Below are 26234 nucleotides of genomic sequence, written 5' to 3'. Positions count from 1 at the left end.
TTGCCTGTTTTATAGCCCTGCAAACCACTCATAGCCTCGATCTTCCCAATAACCTTTAGTAGGTAACAAATTGCTGACGAATGTAATTTGAGTTACCCATTTGCTTTGCTTGTAGCCTAGTTTAATTGGGGATGCTAGGCGCATCGGCGCACCATTATCAACTGATAAGGGTTGTCCATTCTTTTGATAAGCCATGAGAGTTTGGGGATGTATGGCAGAAGCAAGATCCCAGCTTTCATAGTAGCCATCGGCAGATTTGAAGTAGACATAACGGACATTTGACTTCGGCTGTACCAGCGCTACTAAATCTCGTAATCGCACACCTCCCCATTGAACGATCGCAGCCCAGCCTTCAACACAGACATGGCGAATTACCATTGAAGTCAAGGGAAGTTTTTGAATATCTGCCATGCTCAATTGCATCGCATTATTAACCTCACCATCAATTATTAAGCGAAACTGTGCCGGATCGATTTGCGGGGTAAAATCAAAGGTATTAACCAGCAATTTATCTGCTTCTATGGCACTGACAGGAAATTCAGGTATAGGTTTTTGAGTTAGCAGAAGTGCTTCAAGACTTTGGTTTAGTGGCTCAGAGATTTGCCGCAAATTATCTGAGAACAAATCTGTTCCACAGCCACCAAGAAGAAAACCTACCCCTGAAAGTCCAGATACTTGCAGTAACCGACGACGGGATAGGGTAGGTTTGGGAAGAATCAGACTCATAAAACCTCTACAGAAAAATAGATTTCACTAAACGGACGCTTTCTGCTTCAATACTTGTAAACAGTATGACAGTAAGAACAGCGATCGCCAGAGTAGCAGGAAAGAGGGACAAACTGTCTTCTTCTCAAGTTGAACTGATGCTGATAGCAGGATACTCCGGTATTGGCAAGTCAGCATTGGTGCAAGAAATTTATAAACCGATTACGCAACAACGGGGCTACTTTATTTCAGGCAAATTTGACTAGTATCAGCGCAATATTCCTTACTTTGCGATCGCTCAAGCCTTTAAATCACCGATCGAACAATTACTGACTGAAGAGGATGTACAACTGTGTCAGTGGCGAGACAACCTCATGGGAGTTTTTAAGACTTTATCAATAAGTATGTAATTACGAATTACGAATTACGAATTACGAATTACGAATTATATTGCAATCCTTCAGCACTGCTACCAATTTTTCAATATGTGCTACTTCATGAGTTGCCATTAAAGATATTCTGATTCGACTTGTGGGCACTGTGGGGGGACGAATTGCTGGGGCAAAAATGCCAGCATCTCTTAGCTGTTTTCCAGCTTTGAGCGCATCTGTAGCATTAAGTAATTGAAAACATAATATGGGTGATTCAGAAGGCAGCAATTTCAGGTTAGGTAACTGTTGCAGCAAAGTTTTCAGATAATGTATATTTCCCGACAATTGGGCGCGGCGTTGCGGTTCTTGTTGCACTATTTTAATTGCTGCTAAGGCCGCGGCTGTATCAGCAGGTGAAAGCCCAGTGGTATAAATCCAACTGGGTGCGCGGTTTTGCAAAAAATCAATTAGGGCACTACTTCCTGCTACATAACCGCCTAAACTACCTAAAGCTTTACTCAAAGTGCCAACTTGAATTAACGGCTTTCCCGTACATCCAAAATGTTCGACACACCCAGCGCCAGTTTTTCCTAGTACCCCAGTGGCATGAGCTTCATCGACTAGCAGCATACAGTTAAATTCATCAGCGAGATCCAACAGTGCAGGCAACGGACATAAATCGCCATCCATGCTGAAGACGGTATCAGTAAGAATCAAACAGCGTCGGTAGTTTTGTCGCTGTTGACTCAACTGAGTTTTCAATACTGCCATATCGCAGTGTGGGTATTCCACAACTGCTGCACCGCTAAGAATCGCTCCATTTTTCAGACTGGAATGATTGTACTGGTCAGAAAATATTAAATCGCGCTTGCCTACAAGGGCAGTAATTGCACCCAAATTGGCTAGATACCCGGAACTAAATACCAAGGCATCTTCTGTTTGTTTGGTAGATGCGATCGCCTCTTCTAACTCCCTGTGTAACTCCCGATGCCCACTGAGTAATCTCGAACCAGTACTACCAGTCCCAAATTCCGCGATCGCAGCAGTTGCAGCCGCCATCAACCGTTCATCTCCAGCCAATCCCAAATAGTCATTGCTGGCAAAATTAATTACCTCTTGCCCAGCTAAAACCACCGTTGCACCCGGACGACCACTGATCGGTTGTACTGAGCGATACCAGTCCGCCCGATGAATTGTTGCTAACGACTGTTCTAGCCAAGCATAAGGATCGGTGGGGAATGGGGACTGGGGACTGGGGACTGGGGATTGGGAATTGGGCATTGGGCATTGGGCATTGGGCAGGGGGCAGGGAGCAGGGGGAGAATAACTAATAACAAATGACAAATGACAAATGACCAATGACAAATGACAACTAAACTTGTTCGCTACTGAGATGAGCGATCGCTTGTTTAATCCAGTCTTCGACATAGGCATCTTTGGGTAGTCCGATGTCTTCGCTGACCACATGCAGGGCGTGACTGACTTCATGGGCAGTATATCCCAAGGCGAAGAGGGTCATTTGCACTTCTTCGAGAATTCCTGGTGCTGGCCCGCCTGTGGCGACGAAGAACCCGGCTGATTTGCGCCACTCGACTAATTTGCTTTTCAGTTCCAAACAGATGCGTTCGGCGATTTTTTTACCGACACCGGGAGCCTGAATGAGGATTTGTGTATTGCCAGCGATAATTGCTTGGACTAAATCTGGTAGTTCCAGAGTGTCTAAGAGGGCGATCGCTAAGGCTGCACCAATACCTGTGACAGTCAGCAAGTGGCGAAATAAATCGCGTTCGGCTGGGGAAGCAAAGCCATAAAGAAAGGGCACTTCTTCACGAATTTGCAAATGGGTAAAAATTTGCGTTACTCCTCCCGATTCTGGTAACTGGTTTGCTAGGCGTTGGGGAACTTGCAAATCATACCCCAAGCCATTCACTTCCAGAGTCAGAATCACGCGATTAGCGCCAATTGTTTGGATACCAGCGACTATACCTTTTAAATAACTAATCATTACAAGAGACCAAAATAATTTAAGCCTTCGATAATTCCACCTGCACAAAATCCTCTTGCCAGGTAGTGATAGTCTGCGGGATGCTCATTGTGCCATTGGAGTAACTCTTTTCGGGCATTCCCCACAATGATTCCCCGTTCGTTGCCTACAGCAAATAAAGCAATATCATTACCCGAATCACCACAGACAACTGTTTGTTCTGCTGCAAATTTCCACTTCTGGCGCAAAAACTGCATTGCTTGACCTTTATCGCTGGTCAGGGGTACAATGTCAAGGTCTATTCCGCTACTGTAGATTAACTTTACATTTAATTTAGCTTTTTGCAACTCAGCTTCAAGTTGTGGTAGAACATTCGCAGATACTTCTTGTTCTAAAAAACAACTCACTTTGAAGGGACGCTGTTCTGAATCTGGTTGCCGAACTAACTCAGGATATTTTTTTGTAATAGATAATACAGTTTCCCGTTCCCATCCGGGAGAAAGGATTTCTGACCAACCTGAGTCTGGAGTATCAGTACCATCAAGGTAAATTTCTGTACCCACAGATAGGACGAGGGCATCGGGTTGCAAAAGATTTTTTTGAGCTTGGAGTTCTTTGTAAAGTACAGGCGATCGCCCGGTAGAATAAACGATTTTAGTACCGTATTCTTGGCGATGTTGACTCAGCAGTTGATTTAGTTCTGGTAAAGCGCTGTCATCACCCACAGTCCGGTATACGAGGGTGTCATCTAAATCGGTTACAAACAGAAATGGTTTCATGATTAATACCTCTTGCAAAATCTCGTTATTCTACCGTGTGAGGGGGCTTTTGCAAGAGATTTCTTTGTTGAAAACAAAATATTGTATCAGACACTAAATTCGAGGATCAATGCTTAACTAAACTGTATTCTATGTAAAGCTCAGGATATGTATAACAACACTACATCACCACACTTAGCTGCTTCTTGAAAGAACTCTACCACGTAGATATAGTAATCAGTTATGTACTCTAATGCTTCCTTTCCTTCTTGCCATATATGTGGATAAACGTCTGCTGTCAAAAGTGCTGAAGGATCGAAGCGGGCTTCCAGATCGGTCTTAGAAATCTCGCTTAATTCTTTTGCTACTTAATATAGCCTTCCGATTTCCGATTTCACTGGTTCATTATCTCGTTTCCAAGCGCAGCCTGGGAACGAGTCAAGCCTCATCAAACCAAGTTTTTAGGACTTGTGTGTACACTCTAGCCTTTTATGATATCTGTATATATTTCAGGAAATAAATCAATTTATAAGTTCATTACAATGATTGCTGCAAATACTTAAACCTTTCTTATATATGGAAGAACATTAGCTGCAAAGTATTAAGCCTTTGCAAGAAATAATTATACATTAGCTGTAAATACTTAAGCCTTTCTTATATATGGAAGAACAATTGTTGCAAAGTATTAAACCTTTGCAATAAATAATTATACATTAGCTGCAAATACTTAAGCCTTTCTTATACATGGAAGAACGTTAGCTGCAAACGCTCAATTTTTGACAACTAATGTTTAAATTTGAGCGATGTCGAATGAGACTTAGCACCAAAAAACAATGTAGAGACTTAGTACTACGTCTCTTTGGCTTAATGCACTACGATACAATCAATTTAACCACCTCTACTGCCTGCGCTCGTAGTCAACACCTCTTCACAACATTCGACTCCAACTGATTCTCCCTCCGACATTCCGCCTCTTGAGAGTGGCGATCGCCTACATTTGTGATGACCCGTAGGCAAAAATGGATAAAGTCGAGCTTAGTCTTTGGTTTTATTCCTCTGTTCAAGCTACCCCTAGATTTTAAAAAATTAATCATAAATTTTGTGTTGAATATTATTAGTACATACTTTTACTAGATTCTTTTTTTACTCTGCACACTGTATAAATGCTAGAATCCTCAAGTAGACAGTTAGGATACTTAGATGCCAGTTGTAACTAACTCAATCAAGTTTGGTACAGACGGCTGGCGGGGCGTTATCGGTGACGAGTTCACCTTTGAACGCCTAGCCCTGGTCGCGCCAGTTGCCGCAAAAGTATTATATGATACGTATTTTTCTACGGTGGGTAGCCGGACAATAATTGTCGGTTACGATCGCCGATTCATGGCCGAAGACTTTGCTCGTGCTGTTGCCGATACTGTCTCTGCTGTCGGCTTTGATGTGCTACTGAGCGAAAGCTTTGCCCCAACTCCAGCTTATAGTTGGGCAGCAAAAGAACTCAATGCTTTGGGGGCGCTGGTAATTACAGCCAGCCATAATCCTAGTGCATATTTGGGGTTAAAAGTCAAGGGATATTTTGGTGGGTCGGTACCGCCAGAAGTCACAAAAGAGATAGAAGCGCAGTTGTCGGTTGGAGTACCACTAGCAGCTACCCCAGGCAAGCAAGAGAAGTTCGATCCCTGGCCCAGTTATACCCAAGCGCTAGAAGGTAAAGTTGATATCGCTAAACTTCGAGAAGCGATCGCATCTGGCAAACTGACATTATTTGCCGATGTTATGCATGGCGCGGCGGCTGGCGGATTGGCGAAACTACTAGGCGATCGAGTCAAAGAAATCAACAGCGATCGCGATCCCCTCTTTGGAGGCGGTGCGCCGGAACCATTGCCGAAATACCTTTCAAAGCTATTTGAAGTCATCAAGACTCACCGAGAAACCGATCAATCGGGTTTAACAGTGGGGTTAGTATTTGATGGAGACTGCGATCGCATTGCAGCAGTAGATGGAGAAGCCAACTTCCTCAGCTCCCAAGTATTAATCCCGATATTAATCGACCATTTAACCCTGCGGCGCGATTTTAAGGGTGAAATAGTTAAAACTGTTAGTGGTTCCGACTTGATGCCCCTTGTAGCAGCACTACATAACCTGTCAGTCTTTGAAACAGCAGTTGGTTATAAATACATCGCTGACAGAATGTTAGTAGCAAAAGTGTTGCTGGGCGGTGAAGAATCGGGAGGAATTGGCTATGGCAGCCATATTCCCGAACGCGATGCATTGCTGTCAGCATTGTACGTACTAGAGGCGATTGTCGAATCTGGTTTGGATTTAGGTGAATATTATCGCTACTTGCAGAAACAAACAGGATTTATCTCAGCATACGATCGCATTGACTTGCCCTTAGCAAATATGGAAGTGCGATCGCGTCTTTTGCAACAATTGCAAACCCAACCCTTAACGGAAATTGCAGGGAAAGCAGTGATTGATTGCCAAACAATTGACGGCTACAAGTATCGCCTTGCAGATAAAAGCTGGTTAATGATTCGCTTTAGCGGGACTGAGCCAGTTTTACGCCTGTACTGCGAAGCCTCGACAATTGAGCAAGTGCATCAAACTCTTGCTTGGGCGAAACACTGGGCGGAGTAAAATTAGTGAGGAGTTGAGAGTTAGGAGTTAAGAATTAATAACTCATAACTTATCACTCCTAACTCCTAACTGATAACTTTTTATGACATTACTTGTAGTAGCCACAGGAAATCCAGGTAAGTTGCGGGAAATGCAAGCTTACCTGGAAAATTCTGGTTGGGAATTAACCCTCAAGCCTGAAGAGTTGGAAATTGAAGAGACGGGCGAAACTTTTGCCGCTAACGCTTGTCTAAAAGCGTCACAAATTGCTAAAGCTACAGGAAACTGGGCAATTGCTGATGATTCAGGCTTGCAAGTAGATGCCCTAAATGGCGCACCAGGAGTTTATTCTGCACGTTACGCCAAAACCGACTCAGAACGCATTGCCAGGGTACTCAAAGAATTAGACAACGAGGTAAATCGGCAAGCTCAATTTGTTTGTGCAGTAGCGATTGCTCGTCCTGATGGTGCGATCGTATTAGAATCTGAAGGTGTTTGTCGCGGCGAAATTCTCCACGTGCCTCGTGGTGATAATGGTTTCGGCTACGATCCAATTTTTTATGTGCAAGAGTTGCAATTAACTTTTGCTGAAATGACACGGGAGTTGAAGAGGTCAATTAGCCATCGAGGCAAGGCTTTTACAGCTTTACTTCCGCAATTAGAGAGAGTTAAGAGACGCGATTAATCGCGTCTGTACAAAAGTTAAGAGTAGAGACGCGATTAATCGCGTCTGTTAGAAGTTATGAATTCTGCTAAATCTTCATTCATTAGTCTTGACTCATAACTCTTAACTCTTAACTCATAACTTTTTTAAACTGCTTCTGTGTTCTTTTCGCCAGTGCGAATCCGAATCACTTGCTCAACAGGCGAGATGAAAATTTTACCATCGCCGATTTCACCAGTGCGGGCAGCAGCAATAATTTTGTCTACCACCATATCAACTTGATTGTCGTCAACGACGATTTCCACTTTGAGTTTTTGGAGAAACTCAACGGTGTACTCAGAACCACGATATCGTTCAGTTTGACCTTTTTGCCGTCCGAACCCCCGGACTTCAGAAACAGTCATGCCAACAATACCAGCGTTAACTAAAGCAATTTTCACCTCATCTAGCTTAAATGGGCGGATAATAGCTTCGACTTTTTTCATCTTCTTGACTCCTGACTTCTACTAGCTTCGTTTATATATCTAACCAGATCCGCTGTCCGAAGCTGTAACTAGCAGTGCTTTTCCTAAAAAATATGTAATAATTACAACTTTTTTAAAGTGTAAGTGCTTTACTTGAGGGTTTATGACATAACAAGCGGCAAGGATTTATTAATTGGATAATCTTTGAGGTTCTAACATCAAGAAGTTGCTGTCAATTTAGCATTTTATGTAGCTTTTATAACCTAAAAATAGATTGTTTCCACCATTTAGCAGATTTGTTCAGATATTTAGAGAGCGATCGCAGCCAAATTGCATACTAGCCCGAAAGCCTGCTACTGCTGACTGTGGGAATGTCAACTAACGTTTCTGATGTTCAAACAAGGGACGCACAACGAAATATCCAGCACTAAAGGCAGTCAGCATGATTAACAAGATGGTAATAATTAACCACCAGCCATTGAGTCCCTTGACATCTGGCTCAGTAGTGGAATAATAACTGACTTGCTGCTCTTCTATAAAAATTGGTTCTGATATCGGAAAGTTCATTTCCATTACAGGTGCAGAAAAGTCTTGGCGGCGGCTTTTTTTAGCTGGTTGTTTGGACACAACAGATGGACGCGAACGAGAAACCTGCTGAGGTGAACGCGCTTGTTTTACTGGCTGTTTAGCAGTACTTTTAACATCACCAGAAGCTTGGTTAGCTTGGGGATAATTAGCTGTAGCATGGGAATCGACAAAATTTTGCAAACGAGAAAAAGACTCAACGACTTTGGTAATTTCTTGGCGTAATAGTTGATTTTCTTGTACTAGTTGCTGATTTTGGGTGGTGAGTGCATTTAGCCTCGCCTGTGCTGCTTGCAACTCTGTTGACAATTCCCTGTATACAGATAGTGGTACAGAGGGAGGATAGGCTTGAGTAGTCGGTGTTGGCGAATTTCTGTGAACAGAACCTATGGTTGTTCGCATCGGGGGCTTGGTATTAAAAATCAAAGTAATTAGATCGTACAGAGATGCTAACAGAGATAGTCACCCCTGAAACTATGCCCAAGAATAATAGAAAAATACCGAAAGGGCAAAGATTTTTTATTTGGGCATTGAAGATGAGGTACTGAGAAAACTTTTCTTTAGTCCCTATCCCGAATGCCCAGTCTCCAATCTCTAATCCCTAGTCTCTAGTCCCTAGTCCCTAGTCCCCACAATGGGAAGAAGTGTCCCACAGGGCCTTGTCCTTCGCCAATATCTAGGGCGTAAGTGAGTGCGGTAGTCACATATTCCTTTGCCTGTTGCACTGCCTGCCACAAATCTTTTCCTTTAGCTAGATTAGCAGCGATCGCAGCCGATAGCGTACAACCAGTACCGTGGGTATTTTTTGTCTCTACTTGCTGGCAAGTCAAAACTTCTAACTTGTCCCCATCAAACCAAATATCAACGCCACGCAAATCCCCCTGCATACCTCCGCCTTTGACTAAAACAACCTTTGTCTTTAAAGTCTTGTAAATAATTTCCGCAGCAGCTTGCATATCCTCTAAAGAATTAATTTGTAAACCGCTCAAAATCTGGGCTTCATAGCGATTGGGCGTGATCATAACCGCTTTCGGAATCAAGGCATGGCATAAAGTCTTTACAGCATCATCATCAATCAATTGTGCTCCCGTGCGTGACACCATTACTGGATCGACTACTAAATTATTGATTTGTAAAGCTTCCACTTGCTGGGCAACAGCAAAAATAATTTCCTGATTGAGCAACATTCCAGTTTTAGCAGCTTGTACGCCAATATCCTCAACTACTGCCTGAATTTGCGCCACAACAGCCTCTGTTGGCATAGCATCGACCCTCTTCACTCCTAGAGTGTTTTGTGCCGTGACGCAGGTTATAGCACTAGTACCGTGGACACAGTGAAAAGCAAAGGTACGTAAATCAGCTTGAATTCCTGCACCACCACCGCTATCTGAACCAGCAATGGTTAAAGCAACAGGTATTCTGGAGTTTATTTCAGCGTTCATATTATGAAGATTAAGTAAGTTGGTGTCATCACAAACTATCTCAAAGATTGATGAACTAGGCTAAAATCCTTTTTCTTCCTGCGCGCGATCGCAATCTAACTTGAGAGTTCTGAATTATTTAGAGAAACTTCATCAAATCCTTGCACAAAGCGCTTTTTATGCTCATATCATTCTGGAAATTAATAGAACTCCAGCAGACATATCCATAATTTTTTGAATCTGGTTGTAAAAAAACTTACCAGGTTCAGAAGTTTTACTGATATCAAGTGCTATTTGTAAAGGTTAGTTTTAACTAAGTTCACAACGCTCAGTTACACCGCTTAAAACAGGTTCAACTAAGTTGTTACATTAGTCCCCTTAAGTTAAAGGGTCAACCTAACTAAAGTTTCAACCAATTTAACTTCGATCGCTTTAACTTTAAGTCCCCAGTTATCAGCTAAGGGTGAATTTTACCATGCAGATTTGGCAACCTTCTGACCTAAAACAACGCATAAAGTTCAGAGGAATTACTATGCCAAATCCGCTCGTTTTTTTGAAAAAAACAGATGCTAAAGCTGGTTTACAAAGAGCAGCAATGTCTACGATGGGCTACGCCTACGCAGCGGCTAAAGATAAAGTCTGGAGTAGAAGTATCTACGCGCTAATCGTCCAATTAATCTCAACAAAACTCTGACGATTGACGGTATTGATATTCCTGATTTAACCATTAACGGTTGACAGGAGAAAAATTTTTCAGTTTGACAACAGTGTTTCTATAATCGACGCGATTTTAAGTCGCGATCGGATAACTGTGACTGTCCTTAACAGTTCAGATAGATGGCTCATTCAAATAACTACTTAGCAACTGAAGAAAGTTGCTGAGATTGTACTACCAATTTCCCTTACACATATTCGGAGTAAACAGATGGCTGGCAATACATATTACGTTTCTGCAACAGGCAGTGATAGAAATAATGGCTTAGACGAAGAATCTGCATTTCTCAGCTTGGGTAGAGCCGTATATGAGATGAAAGCAGGCGACACCCTCTATGTGATGAATGGAAATTATCAAATGAAAGGGATTACGCTTTTTAACTTGAATGGCTCACCAGATAACTGGACAACAATAAAAGCTTATCCAGGGGCTACGCCGACGATCACAACAACGGGAAGTGGCATTAATATATTGAGTTCATCCTACGTGCGGATTGAAGGACTTAATATAAAAGGCAATCGGGAAAACATCACTCTCGAATATGCCTTGCAAGAGAAGAATAACCTGAATAACCCCTTGACCAATAGTAATGGTATTGCTGTTAATGCATGGAAAAACGTTGATGGTGAAGGTGGTACTAATCCCCATCATATTGTCATCACTGGTAACACAATCCGTAACTTTCCAGGTGGAGGTATAGCATTCAGTAATTCAGACTATATAACTGTTGAGAAAAACATTGTGTCTGGAAATGCTTGGTATTCACCTCACGGCAATCAGGGAATAACCTCTCTCAACAGTTTTAATTTTGATAACAATACCACTGACTACAGAATGATTTTGCGAGACAACATTGTCTACGATAACCAAAGTTTAGTTCCGTGGAAAAATGGAGGCGTTGACAAAATCACTGAGGGACATGGGATTATGCTTGATACTACCGATATCAGCAAAGATAATGTGCCCTATACAGGTAAAGCATTAATTGCAAATAACATTACTTACAACAATGGAGGTGCAGGCATTAATGTTTTCAAAGCTACCAATGTTGATGTTATCAACAACACAGCTTACAAGAATGCCCAAGTTCTTACAGATTCTGGAGAGATTAGTGTTACTTACTCGGAAAATGTACGTGCCTACAACAACATTTTGTATGCAAGCGACAATCAATATGCTAACAGAATTAAGTACGACACAAATGTAATTTTCGATCGCAATCTTGTTTATAACTCGAACCTATTCCAAGCTTCAGATAATTTAAACGCTACAGGGTTACAGAATCTTTTGGGTCAAGATCCTCAATTCGTTGATGCAGACAAAGGGAATTTTGCACTCAAACCTGGAAGTGTTGCGATCGATGGTGGTTCCAATGCCTTCAATAGCATCACTAAGAAGACTCCTCAGGATGGTGATGGTAATGGCAGTACAGTCATTGATATTGGTGCATACGAAGCTCCCCGCAACTCCACCAAAACCCCAGAAATTCAAGTTCTCAATGGCAATGTTGACATTATAGATGGCAACACCGCTATTAACTTTGGCGAGACTCTTGTTGGTGAACCCTTGACTAAAACCTTTACTATCAAGAATACCGGTATAGCTGCACTCAACCTAAGTAATCTTAAACTTCCCGACGGATTTAGTTTGGTTGGAACTCTTCCAACGAGCGTGGCTGTTAATGCTTCCACTACCCTATCGGTGGCACTCAACCCCACTACAACCGGCGTCTATAGTGGCAGCCTCAGTTTAAACAACAACGATATTAATGAAAGCCACTTTGACTTTGCCATTAGTGGCACAGTTAATGCTCCAGAAATTCAAGTTCTCGATGGCAATATTAACATTACAGATGGCAACACCACTGCCATTAACTTTGGTGAAACGACTGTTGGTGACAGCTTAACCAAAACCTTTACCATCAAGAACACCGATACAGGCATACTCAAGCTGAGTAATCTGAAACTTCCAGACGGATTTAGTTTGGTCGGAACTCTTCCAACGAGCGTGGCTGGTAATGCTTCTACTACCATATCGGTAGCACTCAACCCCACTACAGCCGGTACTTATAGTGGCAACTTCAGTTTAAACAATAACGATAGTAATGAAAGCCCCTTTAACTTTGCTATTAGTGGCACAGTTAGACCTGCTCCTGCCCCGGAAATTCAAGTTCTCAATGGTACCAACTCCAATGACACCTTTGTTATCCAACGAGGTGATGGCAATTACAGCATCACCAACTTTGGTGGTGTAGGTACTGGCTCAAATCCTCCGGCTACGGTCATTGCCAAGATAGATACCTTACAATTTATTGGGACTGAATTGACTGCGAGAAATCTGCAATTAACTCAAAATGGCAACAATTTAGAAGTCAGCTTTGGAAATGTGGCTAATACTAAAGTCACTCTGCAAAACTTTAAGTTAGAAAACCTAGACAACTTAGCCGCATCGACAACAAGACCTGCCATTGGCAATATCATCTTTGATGGAGAAGACAGTGTTACCAAAAGCTTTGATGTGATTAATGCCAACTCCACTCAAACATATATTTCTACAACAAACACTGTCACTTTCCTCAATGACTTGAACAATAACATCAGCGGTTTTTACGCTTCCAACGATGTGATTAATGGTCAAGGGGGTAATGATACCATCGATGGCAGTGGTGGTGACGACCTACTGCGGGGTGGTACTGGCAACGATCTTCTCATTGGTGGACAAGGCAATGATACTCTTGTGGGTGGCATCGGTGCTGACTCTTTCCTCTACAACACCAATTCCATCTTTAATAGTGCGGTTGTGGGTATTGATACTATCGCTGACTTCAATCGCTCTCAAGGTGATAAGATTGTCCTCGATAAGACTACCTTTACTGCTATTACTTCTGTTGGGGGAACGGGTTTTAGTAACGCCAGTGATTTTCAAATCAGCAGTTCAGGGGCACTTAGCAATGCTGTAATTGTCTACGACCGTATGACTGGGCAGTTATTTTACAATCAAAATGGCAGTGCTGCTGGTTTCGGCAGTGGTGGTCAATTTGCACAACTTACTGGTGCGCCCAATCTTACTGCCTCTGACTTTATCATTCAAGCATAGCTATGTAGTTCGCCAAGGAAACTTGGCTCTTTTAAGGGCAAGGGGGAAAGGGAAAAGATGTTTACTCCTTTAACCTTTCCCCTTTTCCCAGCCTTCACCTAACAATTATTGAATTTATGGAGATGTTTAATAAATGGTAGTCAAGTAAAAGCCATTCCAAAAAATATCTTTCCAATAAAAATGTCGTTGTCCATGAATAATATCACCACTAGCGATCTAACTTTTTGACCAGAAATAGCCGTATTATTTGGAACTTATAGTTTTAATATAACTACTGCTATGGTTGCGATCGCAACTCTTGTAATACCCCCTGCAAAAACTTCCCCCATTCTGCTGCTAAAGGGATTTCTGTAAACGGAACCCGCACGGAATTAGCAGATTCGGAAAATAGAAATTCTAATTCTATGGAACGACCTTTCTCTGGTGGATTGTTTACATCTACTGATTTTTCATCTACTAAAACCTGGATTTGTTTGATATCAAGCAAGGAGAATGTTTCTAGTTTAATCGGCCCTTGAGGCGTGGGTTTTCCCCAAGTGATATTGTTTTCTTTTTGACCTAATACAGCATAAATATCATACTTGGCCCGTTCAAATTGCTCTGCCCAAGTGCGATAGGCTTCGACTTTTTGATACTCCTTCGAGCCTTGCCAAGCCAACCAGAAAAACATTACTAACAGCGGCAACCACAAAAGACCACGTTCCATCGTTTAAAAAAATCCTCAGTTTTGAGTGAAACTTGTAACTAAAAGTGCAAAATCTACCAACAAGGGGTCGAGATAAGTTATGGTATGAGCAAACTGGCAAAAAGCGGTGATGAGTTAATATGAGAAAACTTATATTATGGTGCTTGTTTGTCATTGGGCTGGGAGCTGCCATATTTGGTTTCCTGAATTTCCAGGGATTGGCAGCTAAAGGAGAGTTTGAGACGATTTTGCTTGATTTTCGGGAAGATATTCCATCACTTGTAGTGGAACAGGATTTGCAAGCGATCGCCAAACAATACAACGTTACACCCCAATTAGACAACAAGTTTTCCAAAAAAGATAATGTGTATATTATCAAGGGCGATCGCCAACGGCTCCAAGAACTGAAAAAATCTCAGTTTGCCCAAGCGACAGAATTCATTGAACCAAACTATATCTACAACAAGATTCCACAACCAGGTAAAACCGCTTGGCTAGGTGAATTTTTAACACCCCAAGAAGATGAAGAAGCAAGTCCTTCATTAACTGGCCCTAATGACCAATATTACAGCAAGCAGTGGAACTTGCACAAAATCGGTGTTGAAGGCGCATGGAGTCAAACCAAAGGCAGTGGCATCACAGTCGCAGTTATTGACACCGGAATTACCAAAGTTCGCGACTTGTATGAGACAAAATTCGTCAAGGGCTATGATTTTGTTAACGACCGAGAAGAAGCTACAGACGATAATGGTCACGGTACCCATGTTGCCGGAACTATTGCTCAAGCCACAAATAATAAATATGGCGTCGCTGGAATTGCCTACGAAGCCAGTCTGATGCCCCTGAAGGTACTCAGTTCTTATGGCGGTGGTACCGTTGCCGATATTGCCGAAGCGATTAAATTTGCTGCTGATAAAGGCGCAGATGTGATTAATATGAGCTTGGGTGGTGGCGGTGAAAGCCAGTTGATGAAACAAGCGATCGAGTATGCTCATAGAAAAGGTGTTGTTATTATTGCCGCAGCCGGAAATGAAAACGCCAATGGAGCAAGCTACCCAGCTCGCTATCCCTACGTCATCGGCGTTTCGGCAATTGGCCCAGATGGCGAAAGAGCGCCCTATTCTAACTTTGGTGCAGGGGTAGATATCTCTGCTCCTGGTGGTAGTGAAGCTGGTAAAATTCTCCAAGAAACCATCGATGAAAAAGGCGAAGGCGTATTTCTCGGCTTCCAAGGTACAAGCATGGCTTCTCCCCACGTTGCTGGTGTTGCGGCATTAATCAAAGCTGCTGGCATCAAAGAACCAGATGAAGTTTTAAAAGTCCTCAAACAGTCCGCACGAGTTATTCAGGATGATGGTTTGAACTATTATGGCGCTGGACAACTCAATGCAGAAGCAGCAGTCAAACTAGCCTTTAGCGGACAAATCAGTTTTCCAGATTTCTTTCGGTGGTTACGGGATAGCGGCTATCTTAACCCCGGCTTTTGGATTGATGGTGGTGCGGTAGCACTGTTACCCAAGATTTTAATGGTAGTTGGTTCCTATCTGCTGGCTTGGTTTTTACGCGTTTACTTCCCCTTCACTTGGAGTTGGTCTTTATCCAGTGGACTAATCGCCGGCAGTTCTGGGTTATTCTTCCTCAAGGGAATCTATATTTTTGATCTTCCCCAATGGCCTTTCCGGGTTTTGGGCAGTTCAATTCCCGAATTAGGTAATACTCTCCAGGGAACTGATGCATTAAATCCCCTATTTGCCAGTGTACTGATTCCCATTGTGTTGATGGCATTGCTGCTGGGACATCCTAGTTGGAAATGGTTTGCCATTGGTTCAACTTTAGGTGTAGCAGCGTGCTTAACTACAAGTGCGTTTTTCGAGCCGACAGTTTGGGGATTGGGAAGTGGTAACTTAGCACGTCTTTTCCTCATTGCTAATGCCCTAGTCTGTTATGGACTTGTTCGTTTAGCATTGAAAAACGAAGAGAAAATAGCATAAATGGGGAATAGGGAATGGGGCATTGGGCATAGCGCATGGAGAATCAATTTTTTTAACTCCTAACTCCTAATTCCTAACTCCCAATTCCCTACTCTCCTTACTCAGCACTCAGCACTCAGAACTGTTATGAGCATTACACTTACAGGTACAGTCGAACGTCGTGATATTGGTACAGGCGCATGGGCGTTAGTTACAGAGGAGGGTGTTACTTACGAAATCCTCAGAGGGGCTGACAAAGACCTACTCAAAGCCGGACAAAAAGCAAAAGTTAAAGGGCAGGTGCGTGAAGATATCATGACAACTGCCATGATTGGCCCTGCCTTAGAGGTCAAATCTTTTGAGGTAATTAGTTCTGATTAGCTGTGGAATCTAGAACTTCTTGCAGACGGCTTCTAAACTCCCCTTTGGGATGACCTCCTTTTACTTCACCAACAATCTGAAATTCCCCCTCTGGAGAATTGCAGAGGATGTAAGTAGGCCATCCCATTTCTGATTTATCGGGATATTGAGTCAATAAAATCTTGCGATACTTGCGGTAAGCAGTCGTATCTTGCATTTTTACATCGATAAACTCTAAACCCAGTTCTTCAGCCACCTTTTTGTCATAAAAAGACATTTTGTGGCAGATGCCGCACTCTTCTGAAGAGAACTTAATTACAGCTAAACTCATGGGTTGGCTACTCTTTGATTATAAACAAAGTTTTTTAGCATAATGCCATGAAATATTACCATATAGCTGGTCATTAGTGTCAATCTCAGGCTAAAACCCCGATCTAGTATTTTTATCCTTTTTCCTTAATAGTAGTCGTCAAGTTTAAATTAATGGGTTATCGGTAACAAACCAGTGCCGTGTCTACGACGGGCTACACCTACGCCAAAATATCAAGTTGGATGTGTTTATCAGTCCAAATCTATTCACGATCGGGATTTAAGCTTGTATTTAACAATATCCAAATCTCGATTTTTGAAAAAATAAGGTGCGTTAGCTGTCTTTGTAACGCACCATCTATTAGCAATTGCAGATTAATAAATCCGCATTCTTTACTCTTCTGGCTCTAAATCTACTTCTTCCTCTTCATCTTCGTCACTAGCTTTAGCGACAGAGTTAGCAGAAACAACAGCGCCTTTATCTAGCTTTTCACGCACTAGTTTCTTGATTTCTTCAGCAAATTCAGGCTTTTCTTCTAGATACTTAATGGCGTTATCTCGTCCTTGGGAGATATTATCGCCGTTGTAACTATACCAAGCTCCTTTGCGGACAATAATGCCAGTTTCTTCTGCTAAGTCAACAAGACAACCCAAGGTAGAAATACCTTTACCAAAAATAATGTCAAATTCCGCTATTCTAAAAGGCGGCGCTACTTTATTTTTGGCGACTTTGACTTTTACACGATTACCAAATTCATCTGTACCTTTTTTCAAGGTTTGAATTCGGCGAATGTCCAAGCGCACCGAAGCGTAAAACTTCAATGCGTTACCACCAGTTGTGGTTTCTGGGCTACCGTAAGTAACACCAATTTTTTGTCGCAACTGGTTGATGAAAATTACTGTACAACCAGATTTACCAATATTGCCAGTAATTTTACGTAGAGCTTGGCTCATTAACCGTGCTTGCAGGCCAACGTGAGCATCACCCATATCGCCTTCAATTTCAGCACGGGGAACCAATGCTGCTACTGAGTCTATAACTACAATATCAACCGCAGCAGAGCGAACAAGTTGATCGACAATTTCTAAAGCTGATTCGCCAGTGTCAGGTTGGGAAATCAGCAAATTGTCAATATCTACACCCAATGCAGCAGCATAAGTAGGGTCTAGGGCGTGTTCAGCATCAACAAAGGCAGCAATACCGCCATTTCTTTGCACTTCGGCGAGCGCGTGTAGCGCTACTGTAGTTTTACCAGAACTTTCTGGCCCATAAATTTCAATTACCCGCCCCTTGGGTAAACCACCACCCAATGCTAAATCTAGGGTAAGCGCTCCACTGGAAATCGTTTCCACCCGCATCCGGGTAGCATCGCCCAAGCGCATGATTGCTCCTTTACCAAAGCTGCGCTCAATCTGGTTGAGCACCATAGTCAGTGCTTTTTGCTTGCCAGAAGTATCGGTGTTGATAGCCATTCCTGCCTCTAATGCCTCTTAATATATGGTTTTAAGGAGTGTTGGTGTCGGAGTTTGAGTAGAACAGATATACTATTTTAACCAGAAAATTCTGGAATAGGACTTCTCAAATCAAAAAAGGGGTGTGACAAGATCGTAACTCGATCGCTACCAGATTAGGGTAGTTTTGCACAATGATACCAACTTGCATTCAGAGATAGCTTTTTTTGGCTGGGTAAGCAAGGGTTTTCAAAGAAAAAATTACCTAAACAACTGAGCTTACGCAGTGTACATAGTTAGACTGCTTGATTTTCGAGAGATAAAAGCTTAGTACAACGCGACGCGATCGATCGTTAAATCGTTGAATTTTGCTCACTCACAACATAAACCGTAGTAGTCTCTGACATCGATAAGTTTAGTAAAGTTAGCGTTTTTATTGAATCTGACCTGTTGGCATGGAAATTATGTACTGATAAAATTGTGATATAAATTACATTTATTATTCTAAGCAAACGTGAATAAGTCACAGGCTATTAAGCTACTTGAAAATGAGGCATGGACAAAAGCAGATGCTATACGTGCTTTGGAAGTAATTGACTTTAGTACCAATCCTGATGAGATTACCATTCGTAGAGCTATTTCGCGTTTTGCTGGTTCTGAATTAATTAAGCGTCAGCGTCTTCAGGCTGCTCAGAAAGGACTGGTAACCAAGAAAACTAAAGAGATTGAGTTAAAAGAGCAAGAATATGCTGCCAAAATTGACCAAGTTAAAAAGTATCCGAAACAGGAAAGAGAAAAATACGAAGCTGAAATTAAAAGCTTGTCTCAGAGAAATAATATTTTAGAAGTTGAACTCAAGACAATATATTCTCAAAATAAAAACTTAACAGAAGTTAATGAAAAGCTCAAAAAAGACAATAAATCTCTAAAAAATTTAGTCGATCAAATTAAACTTAAACTAGCTATGAATACTAAAGAAATTCTCAAATATGAAGACAGTGAAATTCGGAAAGCAGTAATTACTTTTTTTAAATGGACTTTAGGATAAAGTACTGAATATATGAGCGGTCAAAAAGGTAAAAAAATAAATTTTAGAGGAATGAGTTATCGGGCTGTTCAACTCGCTAACTCAAAGAATCGGAGTAAGCTTCATGAAAAAGACCAGATTTGGCTGAAAGAAAACTTTTACAAAAATATTGGCTGGGATAATGTTGTTAATTTTTATCAAAAAGTAGAGGAATTTATAGATAATTATTATATTGAAGAATTGACACTTGAAGAATTATTTCTCGAGGCTGATAGGATTGGTAATAAATATCTCACTAATCAAGAAATAAACGAGTATAACCAAAGATTATCTAAAGAAGTTAATGAGGTTGCAGAAGAAATAGATAAGCAGTTTTCTGAGACGGAAATGGAATTTATTGATTTCAGTCAAAATACTAATATAAAATATACAAAAAAACATAATCAAAAGACATATAGAACACTAAAGCTTTAGCAGAAAATATGGTTAACATTGAAGATAAAGACCTTAAAGAATTATTTGAGCTTGCGGACATAATCGGTAACAAGCGATATCACAGGCTAACTCATGAAGATTTTGAAACTTATAGGAAATTCGATTATTGGCGCTATATTATTAATGGTGATTTTGAGTGTGGAACAACTCAAGAAAGTAAAGATTGGGTGAGAGAAAATTCTAACTGGTATTGTCCAATTTGTGGATCTCACTACTCTGACAAAGGTGGTAAGAACATAGATCACAAACTACCTCGGTCACAGTATCCTTGGTTATCAATGGAATTCAAGAATTTATGGGTCATTTGCGAGGTTTGTAACCAAGAAAAGGGTGAAATGCATTGGTACAAGTATGAACACTATATATTTGTTCACTATCCCGATGTTTATCTTGCTGTAAAGATGGCACGTCCTAGCCAGTTACTCCAGTCTTTGAAGGATTAAACCAAATAGCGTAATCACTTATTGCTTTAAGACGCACTGAAAAATCTAACATTCAATAATGAACAGTGTATTAACTTGAGCCAGAATTGAGATGAGAAGATTTATCTGCTAGAATATAGTCAAAATGTCTAAAATAGTCAAAATTTCTATGCAGACCTATACTCTCACAGATGCTCGTAACAAACACGGCGAGGTTTTTGATAAGGCTGCTACTGAGCCAGTTCTACTAACTAAGCAATCACGGCCTAGCCATGTGATTATTTCAGCCGAGAGCTACCAAAAATTAATTAATCGGTTGGAAGAATTAGAGGATATGGTTTTTGGTCAAGCTGCTGAAGTTGCTCTGAGTCAGTCCAAAATGATTGGTACAGAGGCTTTTACATCTGCATTAGAGCATTTAGCTAATGGCGAAGCTTGATGGTCTAGCAACTGTTCTTGATTTTCTGAACGGTTTACAGCCTAAAATAGCAGCACAGATTGCAAAAAAGGTTTTGGCTTTGAATGTTGAGCCTTTACCAGCTGATAGTGAGCAGCTATCTGGTTATCAGGGTTTATATCGAGTTGATAGTGGTGAATATCGAATTGTTTACAGGTATTTTCCCGATCGCGATTTAATAGAAGTGATTTTAGTCGGTAAGCGCAATGATGATGATGTCTACAAAAGATTGAAGCGTTTACTCGGTTAAACTTCGGGTTTCATTAAAAATGCTAGAATCGCTCCAGCACAAATGCTTTCAGGCATCTTTGATGACTCTCGACCTTCCCGACTCTCTGATTCTTGATACAGCGCTTTCAGTTTCTGGATTAACTGACTATATCCGTTTGCTGTTAGAGCAAGATAAACAATTGCGGCAAGTTTGGGTAACTGGCGAAGTTTCCAGTGCTAACAACCATCGCAGTGGGTTGTTTTTTACGCTGCAAGATCCCGATCGCACCGCCGGAATTAAGTGTGTAGTATGGAATACCCAATTGCCAAAACTCGCCCAAATGCCTGTTCCTGGCGAACAGATAATCATTTTGGGCAGCATTCGCGTCTATCCGCAACGGGGAGAGTATCAGTTATCAGTTTGGCAGACTCTACCTGCTGGTGTTGGTTTACAGGCGTTACGCTATCAACAACTCAAAAATCGCTTGCTGGCTGAGGGATTATTCGACGCGCAAAGAAAGCGATCGCTCCCCATTCATCCCCAAACGATCGCTGTTGTCACTTCACCAACGGCTGCTGCTTGGGGCGATATTCAAAAAACCTTGAAGCAAAGGTATCCAGGTTTACACGTTTTATTTTCTCCCGCGACCGTACAAGGCGAGCAAGCACCAGAATCTATTGTCAAAGCAATTGAGCGGGTGGAAAGAGATGGACGCGCCGAAGTGCTAATTTTGTCGCGGGGTGGTGGCGCGGTGGAAGAATTAGCTTGCTTTAATGATGAACGAGTGGTGCGATCGCTTGCTAGTTGTTCTATTCCTGTAATTACTGGGATCGGCCATCAACGAGATGAATCTTTAGCAGATTTAGTCGCAGATGTATGTGTGCATACACCGACTGCGGCAGCAGAAATGGTTGTACCAGCACTTTCAGAGTTGTATACTGAGCATCGCCAGCGAGTTGTCGCTTTACATGAGGCAGTGCATGACTTTAGGGAAAATGCTGAGAATAAACTGCAAGTATTGCGGAACCGTTTGCGACGTTTGCGGTTAGATCGGCAAGTGCAGCAGGAAGTGGAAAAGCTTGCTTGGAAGCGTCAGCATTTGGTGCAAATTACCACGGGGCGATCGCAGCAAGCAACGCAGCATTTAGAATTGTTGCGGCAGAAATTGGCTAGTCTTGACCCGAAAGCGGTGTTGCAGCGTGGTTATGCGGTGGTGAGAAGGGAAGATGGAGCGATCGCTCGTTCGGCAGCAGAGTTGGCTGTGGGGCAAGAGTTAATGATTCAATTGGGGCAAGGTGAGGTTAAAGTGAAGGTTATGGAAGTGAACGAACCGCAGAGGCGCAGAGGACGCAGAGAGATTAATGGTTAAACGTAAGGGTGCTTCTAGTTCTGAGGAAGGTTGGAATTATGAGGCGAAGGTTGCTGAAATAGAGGGAATTATTACTCGCATTGAGGCGGGTGAGTTGGAATTGGAAGCTGTGTTTGACCAATTTGCAACTGCTGTGGAGTATTTGCGTCAGTGCGAAGGTTTTTTGCAGCAGCGACAACAGCAGGTAGATTTGTTGATTGAAACATTAAGCCAAGAGTAGATGCCGGAGACTCCAGTTTGAGTCTAGGCTAGTAGTGTGAATATAGAAGTTTGCTTTTTAAGTCAGGACTCAAAATCTCAAATATAAAGCAATACAGTTCAGATAAGCCCAAAACACTTGTAGAGACGGCGATTTATCGCGTCTCGAAAACCAAAAATTGTTGCCACTAGCCCTTAACTGAACCGTATTGAGATATAAAGAGTTTCTGCCTCCTTGAAGCCAGAATTCTAATGAGGAGTTGGATAAACAGAGAATGACTGATGAAATCATTGATTTGACAAACTGCGATCGCGAACCGATCCACATTCCCAGTTTGATCCAGCCTCACGGGGTTTTACTGGTTTTGCAAGATCCCACGCTGGAAATCGTTCAGGTGAGCAGTAATACTCAGCAAGTTATTGGTCGTCAACCTGATGAATTGCTGGGCAAGTCGCTATCAGATTTACTCAATGTCAAGCAGATTAAACTAATTCAACAATGTCTGGCAGAGGATTTTGAGAGCGTTAATCCCCTAAATATAATCATCAAACATCAAAAGAAATCAATTCATTTTGATGGCATTGTCCATCGTTTAGATACTATTATTATTCTAGAATTGGAGCCGAAAAAAGCGAAGGAAAAAATAGGCTTTTTTGACTTTTATCAACAGGTAAGAGGAACCATTACCCGCATTCAGAAAGCACCAACGTTGCTAGAAATGTGCCAGATTGTGGTGACAGAAATTCGGCGAATCACTGGTTTCGATCGCGTTATGGTCTATCGATTCGATCGCGAAGGAGCAGGTAGGGTCATTGCTGAAGACACCAATCAGGAAACGCCCTATTTGGATTTACACTATCCGTCCTCTGACATTCCCAAGCAAGCCCGACAGCTATACACCTTGAACTGGCTGCGGCTAATTCCAGATGCTAGCTACCAGCCTGTCACCTTAATTCCAGCGAACAATCCCTTGACAAATCAACCGCTCGATCTCAGTTTATCTATATTGCGGAGTGTTTCTCCGATTCATCTAGAGTACCTGCAAAATATGGGCGTGACTGCCTCTATGTCTATTTCTCTGATGCACGAGCAAAAGCTTTGGGGATTGATTGCCTGTCACCATTCGTCACCCAAATATATTGCTTACAATATCCGCACCATCTGCGAGTTCATTGGACAGGTGATGTCTGTGGAACTGGCAAATAAAGAAGCAAGTGAAGATATTGATTACAAAAGTCAATTAAAGTTATTACAAACTCAATTTGTCGAAGGCTTGTCTCAGGCTGAGTATTTCCTGGATGGCATGGTGCAAATGAAGTCTCAATTACTCAATCTGGTCAGCGCCACAGGAGCGGTGATATGTAATGGCGACCAGTATATTCAAGTGGGTAAAACGCCATCGCAGTCAGAGGTTCACGCCTTACTTGATTGGATTAAACCTCAACTGCATCATAACTTGTTTGAGACGCGATCGCTGACGAAAAATTACCCTGCTGCCTCCTTCTTTAAAGCGATCGCTAGTAGCGTGTTAGCTCTGGAAATTTCTAAAGTTCACCACAATTATATTCTCTGGTTTCGTCCAGAGGTTATTCAAACGGTGAATTGGGGCGGCAACCCCAACAAGCCTGTGGAAGTTTTCTCAGATGGCAGTTTAAGAATGTCTCCTCGCAAATCCTTTGAATTATGGCAAGAAACGGTGCAAGGATCTGCCCTACCCTGGAAGCCCTGTGAAATTGAGGTGGTTACTGAACTGCGAAGCCTGATTGTGGGCGTTGTGTTACGGCAGGCAGACAAACTGGCATCGATGAATTTTGAGTTACAACGGAGTAACGAAGAACTTGATTCTTTTGCCTACGTTGCTTCCCATGACCTCAAAGAACCACTGCGGGGCATTCACAACTACGCTAACTTCTTAATGGAAGATTATGCAGATGTACTAGATAATGATGGAATTGCCAAACTGCAAACTTTGGTGCGGCTGACGCAGCGAATGGAAGACCTGATCAATTCTCTCCTCCATTTCTCGCGGTTGGGACGCGCCGAACTGGTCAGGCAATCAGTGAATCTGCATGAGTTAGTGCCTCAGGTAATCGCCATTTTGACCATTTCCCGACCGCAGAGCGAAGTTGAGTTTCGCATTCCTCAACCCCTGAAGAGCGTTCAAGGCGATCGCGCTCAGATTAATGAACTATTCAGCAACCTGATTAGCAATGCTATTAAGTACAATGATAAACCTGAGAAATGGGTCGAAATAGGTTTTATTGAAGGCAATGGGGAAAGCAAAGTTGCTTCTAATTCTGTAACTTTCTACGTTCGTGATAACGGTATTGGCATCCCCCAAGAACATCTCGACAAAATCTTTCAAATCTTCCGCCGCTTACATGGACGGGATGACTTTGGCGGTGGGACTGGCGTAGGGTTAACCATTGCCCGGAAAATTGTGGAACGTCATGGTGGTAGAATTTGGGTGGAATCTACCCCAACTCTTGGTAGTACCTTTTACTTTACCCTGTCGGCGGAGGCAAATACATGACTCAAATTTCAGCCTCCCCGATCCCGGAAAAACCACTACTTTTAATTGTCGAGGATAGCAATGAAGACTTTGAGACACTGCAAAGATTTCTAGGGCGTTCTACCATTGCGATCGCTATTCAGAGGTGTGTGAATGGAGAACAAGCCTTGGCGTTTCTTTATCGCACAGGTAGCTATGTGGAGCGCAAAAGTGCGCCCCGACCCGGCTTGATTATGCTTGACTTGAACCTACCCGGAACCGATGGACGAGAAGTGTTACGCCGGATTAAACATGATGATAACTTGAAGATGATTCCAGTGGTGGTGTTTACTACCTCTAATAATCCCAAAGATATTGAAGTATGTTATCAATATGGTGTCAACAGCTACATCGTTAAACCAATCAATTTTGCTCAACTGAAAAGAGATATTCAGATGCTTGTGGAATATTGGTTTGAAGTGACGACGCTGCCTGATTATCCCAAGGATTATTTATGAGTCAGAGATATTGCATTGTCTTATATCTTATATAGAACTCCTATTTGATTTTTGAACAAGACTCAGTACAAATCTATGCCTTATTTCTTGTTCCCTATTCCCTATTCCCTATTCCCTACCCACGCAAGTAAATTTAGGAATCAAACCGGATTCCTATATATATTACTTATTGAGTATATTTGCAATTGTGATAATGGCGATCGCATTCAGTTTATATATGTCCTGCCATTGGTCTAATATTATGCTGAATAAAAAATTTATTATTCAGACTGCAAAGCTTAGGCAACGAGAGAAAGAGGGTTTTAAGATTTTTATATAGATGCAGTCCGACAATAATAACTAACGGACTTCTAAGAAATAGATTATTCAAATAAACGTACACGCATACTCCTACAGAGAAGCAAGCTACGCAAAGCGTCTGTCTGCGACACGCTGCGCGAACGTAGAGAAGAGGCTTGCCGCAGGCTACCACTCCAGACACAGAGAACACAGACAAAGGAGAAATAGAGAGGGTTTTTTCGTCAGTTTTGGGGCATTTTTTTATTTGCAAGTCCCTAATGAATCAGATATAGCAACCGAATTGAAATGCGAGAATATTAGGAGATTCAAAATTTCTAATTATAAGCTGTACAGCGATTTTATCTGTGTCACATGATTTAGGATTAGCTATTACAATCTTCATAGAAAATTGGTATTATTGAATGAATATTTATAGATTATTCTCTGGCAAAAGTGATATAAATTTTATAAGTACGTTAAGAATAAAATTATACATTAAATTGCTCGAATAAGTTAACGCAAAGCAGATGTAAAAAGCGAACCAATAAATCTATCAAATATGCTAAAATCCGGGCATCATGAGGGTTATAACATTTCTTGAAAAATGTCAA

Annotated in this window: 25 protein-coding genes and 2 pseudogenes; 16 read left to right on the top strand and 11 right to left on the bottom strand. The window is 41.9% G+C overall.

Going from position 1 to position 26234, the window contains the following annotated elements; genetic code table 11:
* Positions 1–9: 9 nt before the first annotated feature.
* Positions 10–726, bottom strand: a complete 717-nt coding sequence (locus tag RM049_RS03525) for a molybdopterin-dependent oxidoreductase (RefSeq protein WP_322703171.1) — start codon at positions 724–726, stop codon at positions 10–12.
* A 95-nt stretch (positions 727–821) separates the two neighbouring features.
* Between RM049_RS03525 and RM049_RS39210 the strand changes: the two are divergent.
* Positions 822–1082 (top strand): annotated as a pseudogene (locus RM049_RS39210) (AAA family ATPase); the annotation flags it as partial.
* A gap of 54 nt (positions 1083–1136) precedes the next feature.
* Here RM049_RS39210 and bioF read toward each other — a convergent pair.
* The 4 genes and pseudogenes from bioF to RM049_RS03500 all read right to left on the bottom strand — a co-directional run.
* Positions 1137–2357: an 8-amino-7-oxononanoate synthase gene (gene bioF, locus RM049_RS03515; protein WP_322703169.1), complete on the bottom strand. Its 1221-nt coding sequence runs from the start codon at positions 2355–2357 to the stop codon at positions 1137–1139.
* 91 nt (positions 2358–2448) lie between these two features.
* Positions 2449–3081 carry a Holliday junction branch migration protein RuvA gene (gene ruvA / locus RM049_RS03510; protein ID WP_099101282.1) on the bottom strand — a complete coding sequence of 211 codons (633 nt, stop codon included), beginning with the start codon at positions 3079–3081 and terminating at the stop codon, positions 2449–2451.
* Entirely contained in the window at positions 3081–3839 is a 759-nt protein-coding gene (locus RM049_RS03505; RefSeq protein WP_322703168.1) for a sucrose-phosphate phosphatase, read from the bottom strand. The genes ruvA and RM049_RS03505 overlap by 1 nt, the downstream gene beginning before the upstream one ends.
* Before the next feature lie 140 nt (positions 3840–3979).
* Positions 3980–4174, bottom strand: a pseudogene (locus RM049_RS03500) (DUF1877 family protein); the annotation flags it as partial.
* 844 nt (positions 4175–5018) lie between these two features.
* Here RM049_RS03500 and RM049_RS03495 point away from each other — a divergent pair.
* Positions 5019–6455 carry a phosphoglucomutase/phosphomannomutase family protein gene (locus tag RM049_RS03495; protein ID WP_322703167.1) on the top strand — a complete coding sequence of 479 codons (1437 nt, stop codon included), beginning with the start codon at positions 5019–5021 and terminating at the stop codon, positions 6453–6455.
* Between the two features lie 82 nt (positions 6456–6537).
* Entirely contained in the window at positions 6538–7119 is a 582-nt protein-coding gene (gene rdgB, locus RM049_RS03490; RefSeq protein WP_322703166.1) for an RdgB/HAM1 family non-canonical purine NTP pyrophosphatase, read from the top strand.
* A 125-nt stretch (positions 7120–7244) separates the two neighbouring features.
* Here the strand turns inward: rdgB and RM049_RS03485 are convergent, their stop codons facing one another.
* The 3 genes from RM049_RS03485 to thiD all read right to left on the bottom strand — a co-directional run bounded on the left by RM049_RS03485 (position 7245) and on the right by thiD (position 9589).
* Positions 7245–7583 carry a P-II family nitrogen regulator gene (locus tag RM049_RS03485; protein WP_012410794.1) on the bottom strand — a complete coding sequence of 113 codons (339 nt, stop codon included), beginning with the start codon at positions 7581–7583 and terminating at the stop codon, positions 7245–7247.
* A gap of 357 nt (positions 7584–7940) precedes the next feature.
* Entirely contained in the window at positions 7941–8549 is a 609-nt protein-coding gene (locus RM049_RS03480; RefSeq protein WP_322700732.1) for a hypothetical protein, read from the bottom strand.
* Positions 8550–8755: 206 nt separating this feature from the next.
* Positions 8756–9589 carry a bifunctional hydroxymethylpyrimidine kinase/phosphomethylpyrimidine kinase gene (gene thiD / locus RM049_RS03475; RefSeq protein ID WP_322673716.1) on the bottom strand — a complete coding sequence of 278 codons (834 nt, stop codon included), beginning with the start codon at positions 9587–9589 and terminating at the stop codon, positions 8756–8758.
* Positions 9590–10100: 511 nt separating this feature from the next.
* Between thiD and RM049_RS03470 the strand changes: the two genes are divergently transcribed.
* Both RM049_RS03470 and RM049_RS03465 read left to right on the top strand, forming a co-directional pair.
* Entirely contained in the window at positions 10101–10262 is a 162-nt protein-coding gene (locus RM049_RS03470) for a hypothetical protein (RefSeq protein ID WP_322703165.1), read from the top strand.
* 231 nt (positions 10263–10493) lie between these two features.
* On the top strand, positions 10494–13379 hold the full coding sequence (locus RM049_RS03465; protein WP_322703164.1) for a choice-of-anchor D domain-containing protein: 2886 nt from the start codon (positions 10494–10496) through the stop codon (positions 13377–13379).
* 277 nt (positions 13380–13656) lie between these two features.
* On the opposite strand, the gene RM049_RS03460 is transcribed toward RM049_RS03465, so the two are convergent.
* Positions 13657–14085, bottom strand: coding sequence for a hypothetical protein (locus RM049_RS03460; protein ID WP_322703163.1), 429 nt, complete (start codon positions 14083–14085; stop codon positions 13657–13659).
* Positions 14086–14204: 119 nt separating this feature from the next.
* On the opposite strand from RM049_RS03460, the gene RM049_RS03455 reads away from it, so the two are divergent.
* Positions 14205–16055, top strand: coding sequence for a S8 family peptidase (locus RM049_RS03455; RefSeq protein ID WP_322703162.1), 1851 nt, complete (start codon positions 14205–14207; stop codon positions 16053–16055).
* A gap of 126 nt (positions 16056–16181) precedes the next feature.
* Entirely contained in the window at positions 16182–16415 is a 234-nt protein-coding gene (locus tag RM049_RS03450) for a hypothetical protein (RefSeq protein ID WP_289796246.1), read from the top strand.
* On the opposite strand, the gene RM049_RS03445 is transcribed toward RM049_RS03450, so the two are convergent.
* Both RM049_RS03445 and recA read right to left on the bottom strand, forming a co-directional pair.
* The gene (locus tag RM049_RS03445; RefSeq protein WP_094347267.1) at positions 16402–16725 is read right to left on the bottom strand and encodes a thioredoxin family protein; all 324 of its coding nucleotides are present in this window, start codon (positions 16723–16725) and stop codon (positions 16402–16404) included. The genes RM049_RS03450 and RM049_RS03445 overlap by 14 nt on opposite strands.
* Positions 16726–17096: 371 nt before the next feature.
* Positions 17097–18176, bottom strand: a complete 1080-nt coding sequence (gene recA / locus RM049_RS03440; RefSeq protein WP_292865143.1) for a recombinase RecA — start codon at positions 18174–18176, stop codon at positions 17097–17099.
* Between the two features lie 493 nt (positions 18177–18669).
* Here recA and RM049_RS03435 point away from each other — a divergent pair, with 493 nt between their 5' ends.
* From RM049_RS03435 to RM049_RS03395, 9 genes are all read left to right on the top strand, one after another.
* Entirely contained in the window at positions 18670–19203 is a 534-nt protein-coding gene (locus RM049_RS03435; RefSeq protein WP_322703161.1) for a hypothetical protein, read from the top strand.
* Positions 19204–19215: 12 nt separating this feature from the next.
* Positions 19216–19656 carry a hypothetical protein gene (locus RM049_RS03430; protein WP_322703160.1) on the top strand — a complete coding sequence of 147 codons (441 nt, stop codon included), beginning with the start codon at positions 19216–19218 and terminating at the stop codon, positions 19654–19656.
* An 8-nt stretch (positions 19657–19664) separates the two neighbouring features.
* A complete protein-coding gene (locus RM049_RS03425) occupies positions 19665–20120 on the top strand; it encodes an HNH endonuclease signature motif containing protein (protein WP_322703159.1) in 456 nt (151 codons plus the stop codon).
* A gap of 148 nt (positions 20121–20268) precedes the next feature.
* Entirely contained in the window at positions 20269–20538 is a 270-nt protein-coding gene (locus tag RM049_RS03420) for a type II toxin-antitoxin system Phd/YefM family antitoxin (protein ID WP_181931398.1), read from the top strand.
* Positions 20525–20806, top strand: a complete 282-nt coding sequence (locus RM049_RS03415) for a type II toxin-antitoxin system RelE/ParE family toxin (RefSeq protein ID WP_322703158.1) — start codon at positions 20525–20527, stop codon at positions 20804–20806. The genes RM049_RS03420 and RM049_RS03415 overlap by 14 nt, the downstream gene beginning before the upstream one ends.
* A 61-nt stretch (positions 20807–20867) precedes the next feature.
* Entirely contained in the window at positions 20868–22136 is a 1269-nt protein-coding gene (xseA, locus tag RM049_RS03410) for an exodeoxyribonuclease VII large subunit (RefSeq protein ID WP_322703201.1), read from the top strand.
* Positions 22129–22356: an exodeoxyribonuclease VII small subunit gene (xseB, locus tag RM049_RS03405; RefSeq protein WP_099102361.1), complete on the top strand. Its 228-nt coding sequence runs from the start codon at positions 22129–22131 to the stop codon at positions 22354–22356. Before xseA ends, xseB begins: the two co-directional genes overlap by 8 nt.
* A 253-nt stretch (positions 22357–22609) precedes the next feature.
* Positions 22610–24868, top strand: a complete 2259-nt coding sequence (locus tag RM049_RS03400; protein WP_322703157.1) for an ATP-binding protein — start codon at positions 22610–22612, stop codon at positions 24866–24868.
* Positions 24865–25344 carry a response regulator gene (locus RM049_RS03395; RefSeq protein WP_322703156.1) on the top strand — a complete coding sequence of 160 codons (480 nt, stop codon included), beginning with the start codon at positions 24865–24867 and terminating at the stop codon, positions 25342–25344. The genes RM049_RS03400 and RM049_RS03395 overlap by 4 nt, the downstream gene beginning before the upstream one ends.
* The last annotated feature ends 890 nt before the right edge of the window (positions 25345–26234 follow it).

Origin of the sequence: Nostoc sp. DedQUE04, assembly GCF_034530995.1 — a bacterium.
Lineage (GTDB): Bacteria > Cyanobacteriota > Cyanobacteriia > Cyanobacteriales > Nostocaceae > Nostoc.
Note: the sequence above shows the minus strand (reverse complement) of the source record. Positions and strands in the feature narration are given on the sequence as shown.

Excerpts from the sequence above, each read along its gene's own strand:
- RM049_RS03525 (WP_322703171.1), bottom strand. The coding sequence starts at position 726 with ATGAGTCTGATTCTTCCCAAACCTACCCTATCCCGTCGTCGGTTACTG.
- bioF (WP_322703169.1), bottom strand. The coding sequence starts at position 2,357 with ATGCCCAATTCCCAATCCCCAGTCCCCAGTCCCCAGTCCCCATTCCCC.
- ruvA (WP_099101282.1), bottom strand. The coding sequence starts at position 3,081 with ATGATTAGTTATTTAAAAGGTATAGTCGCTGGTATCCAAACAATTGGC.
- RM049_RS03505 (WP_322703168.1), bottom strand. The coding sequence starts at position 3,839 with ATGAAACCATTTCTGTTTGTAACCGATTTAGATGACACCCTCGTATAC.
- RM049_RS03495 (WP_322703167.1), top strand. The coding sequence starts at position 5,019 with ATGCCAGTTGTAACTAACTCAATCAAGTTTGGTACAGACGGCTGGCGG.
- rdgB (WP_322703166.1), top strand. The coding sequence starts at position 6,538 with ATGACATTACTTGTAGTAGCCACAGGAAATCCAGGTAAGTTGCGGGAA.
- RM049_RS03485 (WP_012410794.1), bottom strand. The coding sequence starts at position 7,583 with ATGAAAAAAGTCGAAGCTATTATCCGCCCATTTAAGCTAGATGAGGTG.
- RM049_RS03480 (WP_322700732.1), bottom strand. The coding sequence starts at position 8,549 with ATGCGAACAACCATAGGTTCTGTTCACAGAAATTCGCCAACACCGACT.
- thiD (WP_322673716.1), bottom strand. The coding sequence starts at position 9,589 with ATGAACGCTGAAATAAACTCCAGAATACCTGTTGCTTTAACCATTGCT.
- RM049_RS03470 (WP_322703165.1), top strand. The coding sequence starts at position 10,101 with ATGCCAAATCCGCTCGTTTTTTTGAAAAAAACAGATGCTAAAGCTGGT.
- RM049_RS03465 (WP_322703164.1), top strand. The coding sequence starts at position 10,494 with ATGGCTGGCAATACATATTACGTTTCTGCAACAGGCAGTGATAGAAAT.
- RM049_RS03460 (WP_322703163.1), bottom strand. The coding sequence starts at position 14,085 with ATGGAACGTGGTCTTTTGTGGTTGCCGCTGTTAGTAATGTTTTTCTGG.
- RM049_RS03455 (WP_322703162.1), top strand. The coding sequence starts at position 14,205 with ATGAGAAAACTTATATTATGGTGCTTGTTTGTCATTGGGCTGGGAGCT.
- RM049_RS03450 (WP_289796246.1), top strand. The coding sequence starts at position 16,182 with ATGAGCATTACACTTACAGGTACAGTCGAACGTCGTGATATTGGTACA.
- RM049_RS03445 (WP_094347267.1), bottom strand. The coding sequence starts at position 16,725 with ATGAGTTTAGCTGTAATTAAGTTCTCTTCAGAAGAGTGCGGCATCTGC.
- recA (WP_292865143.1), bottom strand. The coding sequence starts at position 18,176 with ATGGCTATCAACACCGATACTTCTGGCAAGCAAAAAGCACTGACTATG.
- RM049_RS03430 (WP_322703160.1), top strand. The coding sequence starts at position 19,216 with ATGAGCGGTCAAAAAGGTAAAAAAATAAATTTTAGAGGAATGAGTTAT.
- RM049_RS03425 (WP_322703159.1), top strand. The coding sequence starts at position 19,665 with ATGGTTAACATTGAAGATAAAGACCTTAAAGAATTATTTGAGCTTGCG.
- RM049_RS03420 (WP_181931398.1), top strand. The coding sequence starts at position 20,269 with ATGCAGACCTATACTCTCACAGATGCTCGTAACAAACACGGCGAGGTT.
- RM049_RS03415 (WP_322703158.1), top strand. The coding sequence starts at position 20,525 with ATGGCGAAGCTTGATGGTCTAGCAACTGTTCTTGATTTTCTGAACGGT.
- xseA (WP_322703201.1), top strand. The coding sequence starts at position 20,868 with ATGACTCTCGACCTTCCCGACTCTCTGATTCTTGATACAGCGCTTTCA.
- xseB (WP_099102361.1), top strand. The coding sequence starts at position 22,129 with ATGGTTAAACGTAAGGGTGCTTCTAGTTCTGAGGAAGGTTGGAATTAT.
- RM049_RS03400 (WP_322703157.1), top strand. The coding sequence starts at position 22,610 with ATGACTGATGAAATCATTGATTTGACAAACTGCGATCGCGAACCGATC.
- RM049_RS03395 (WP_322703156.1), top strand. The coding sequence starts at position 24,865 with ATGACTCAAATTTCAGCCTCCCCGATCCCGGAAAAACCACTACTTTTA.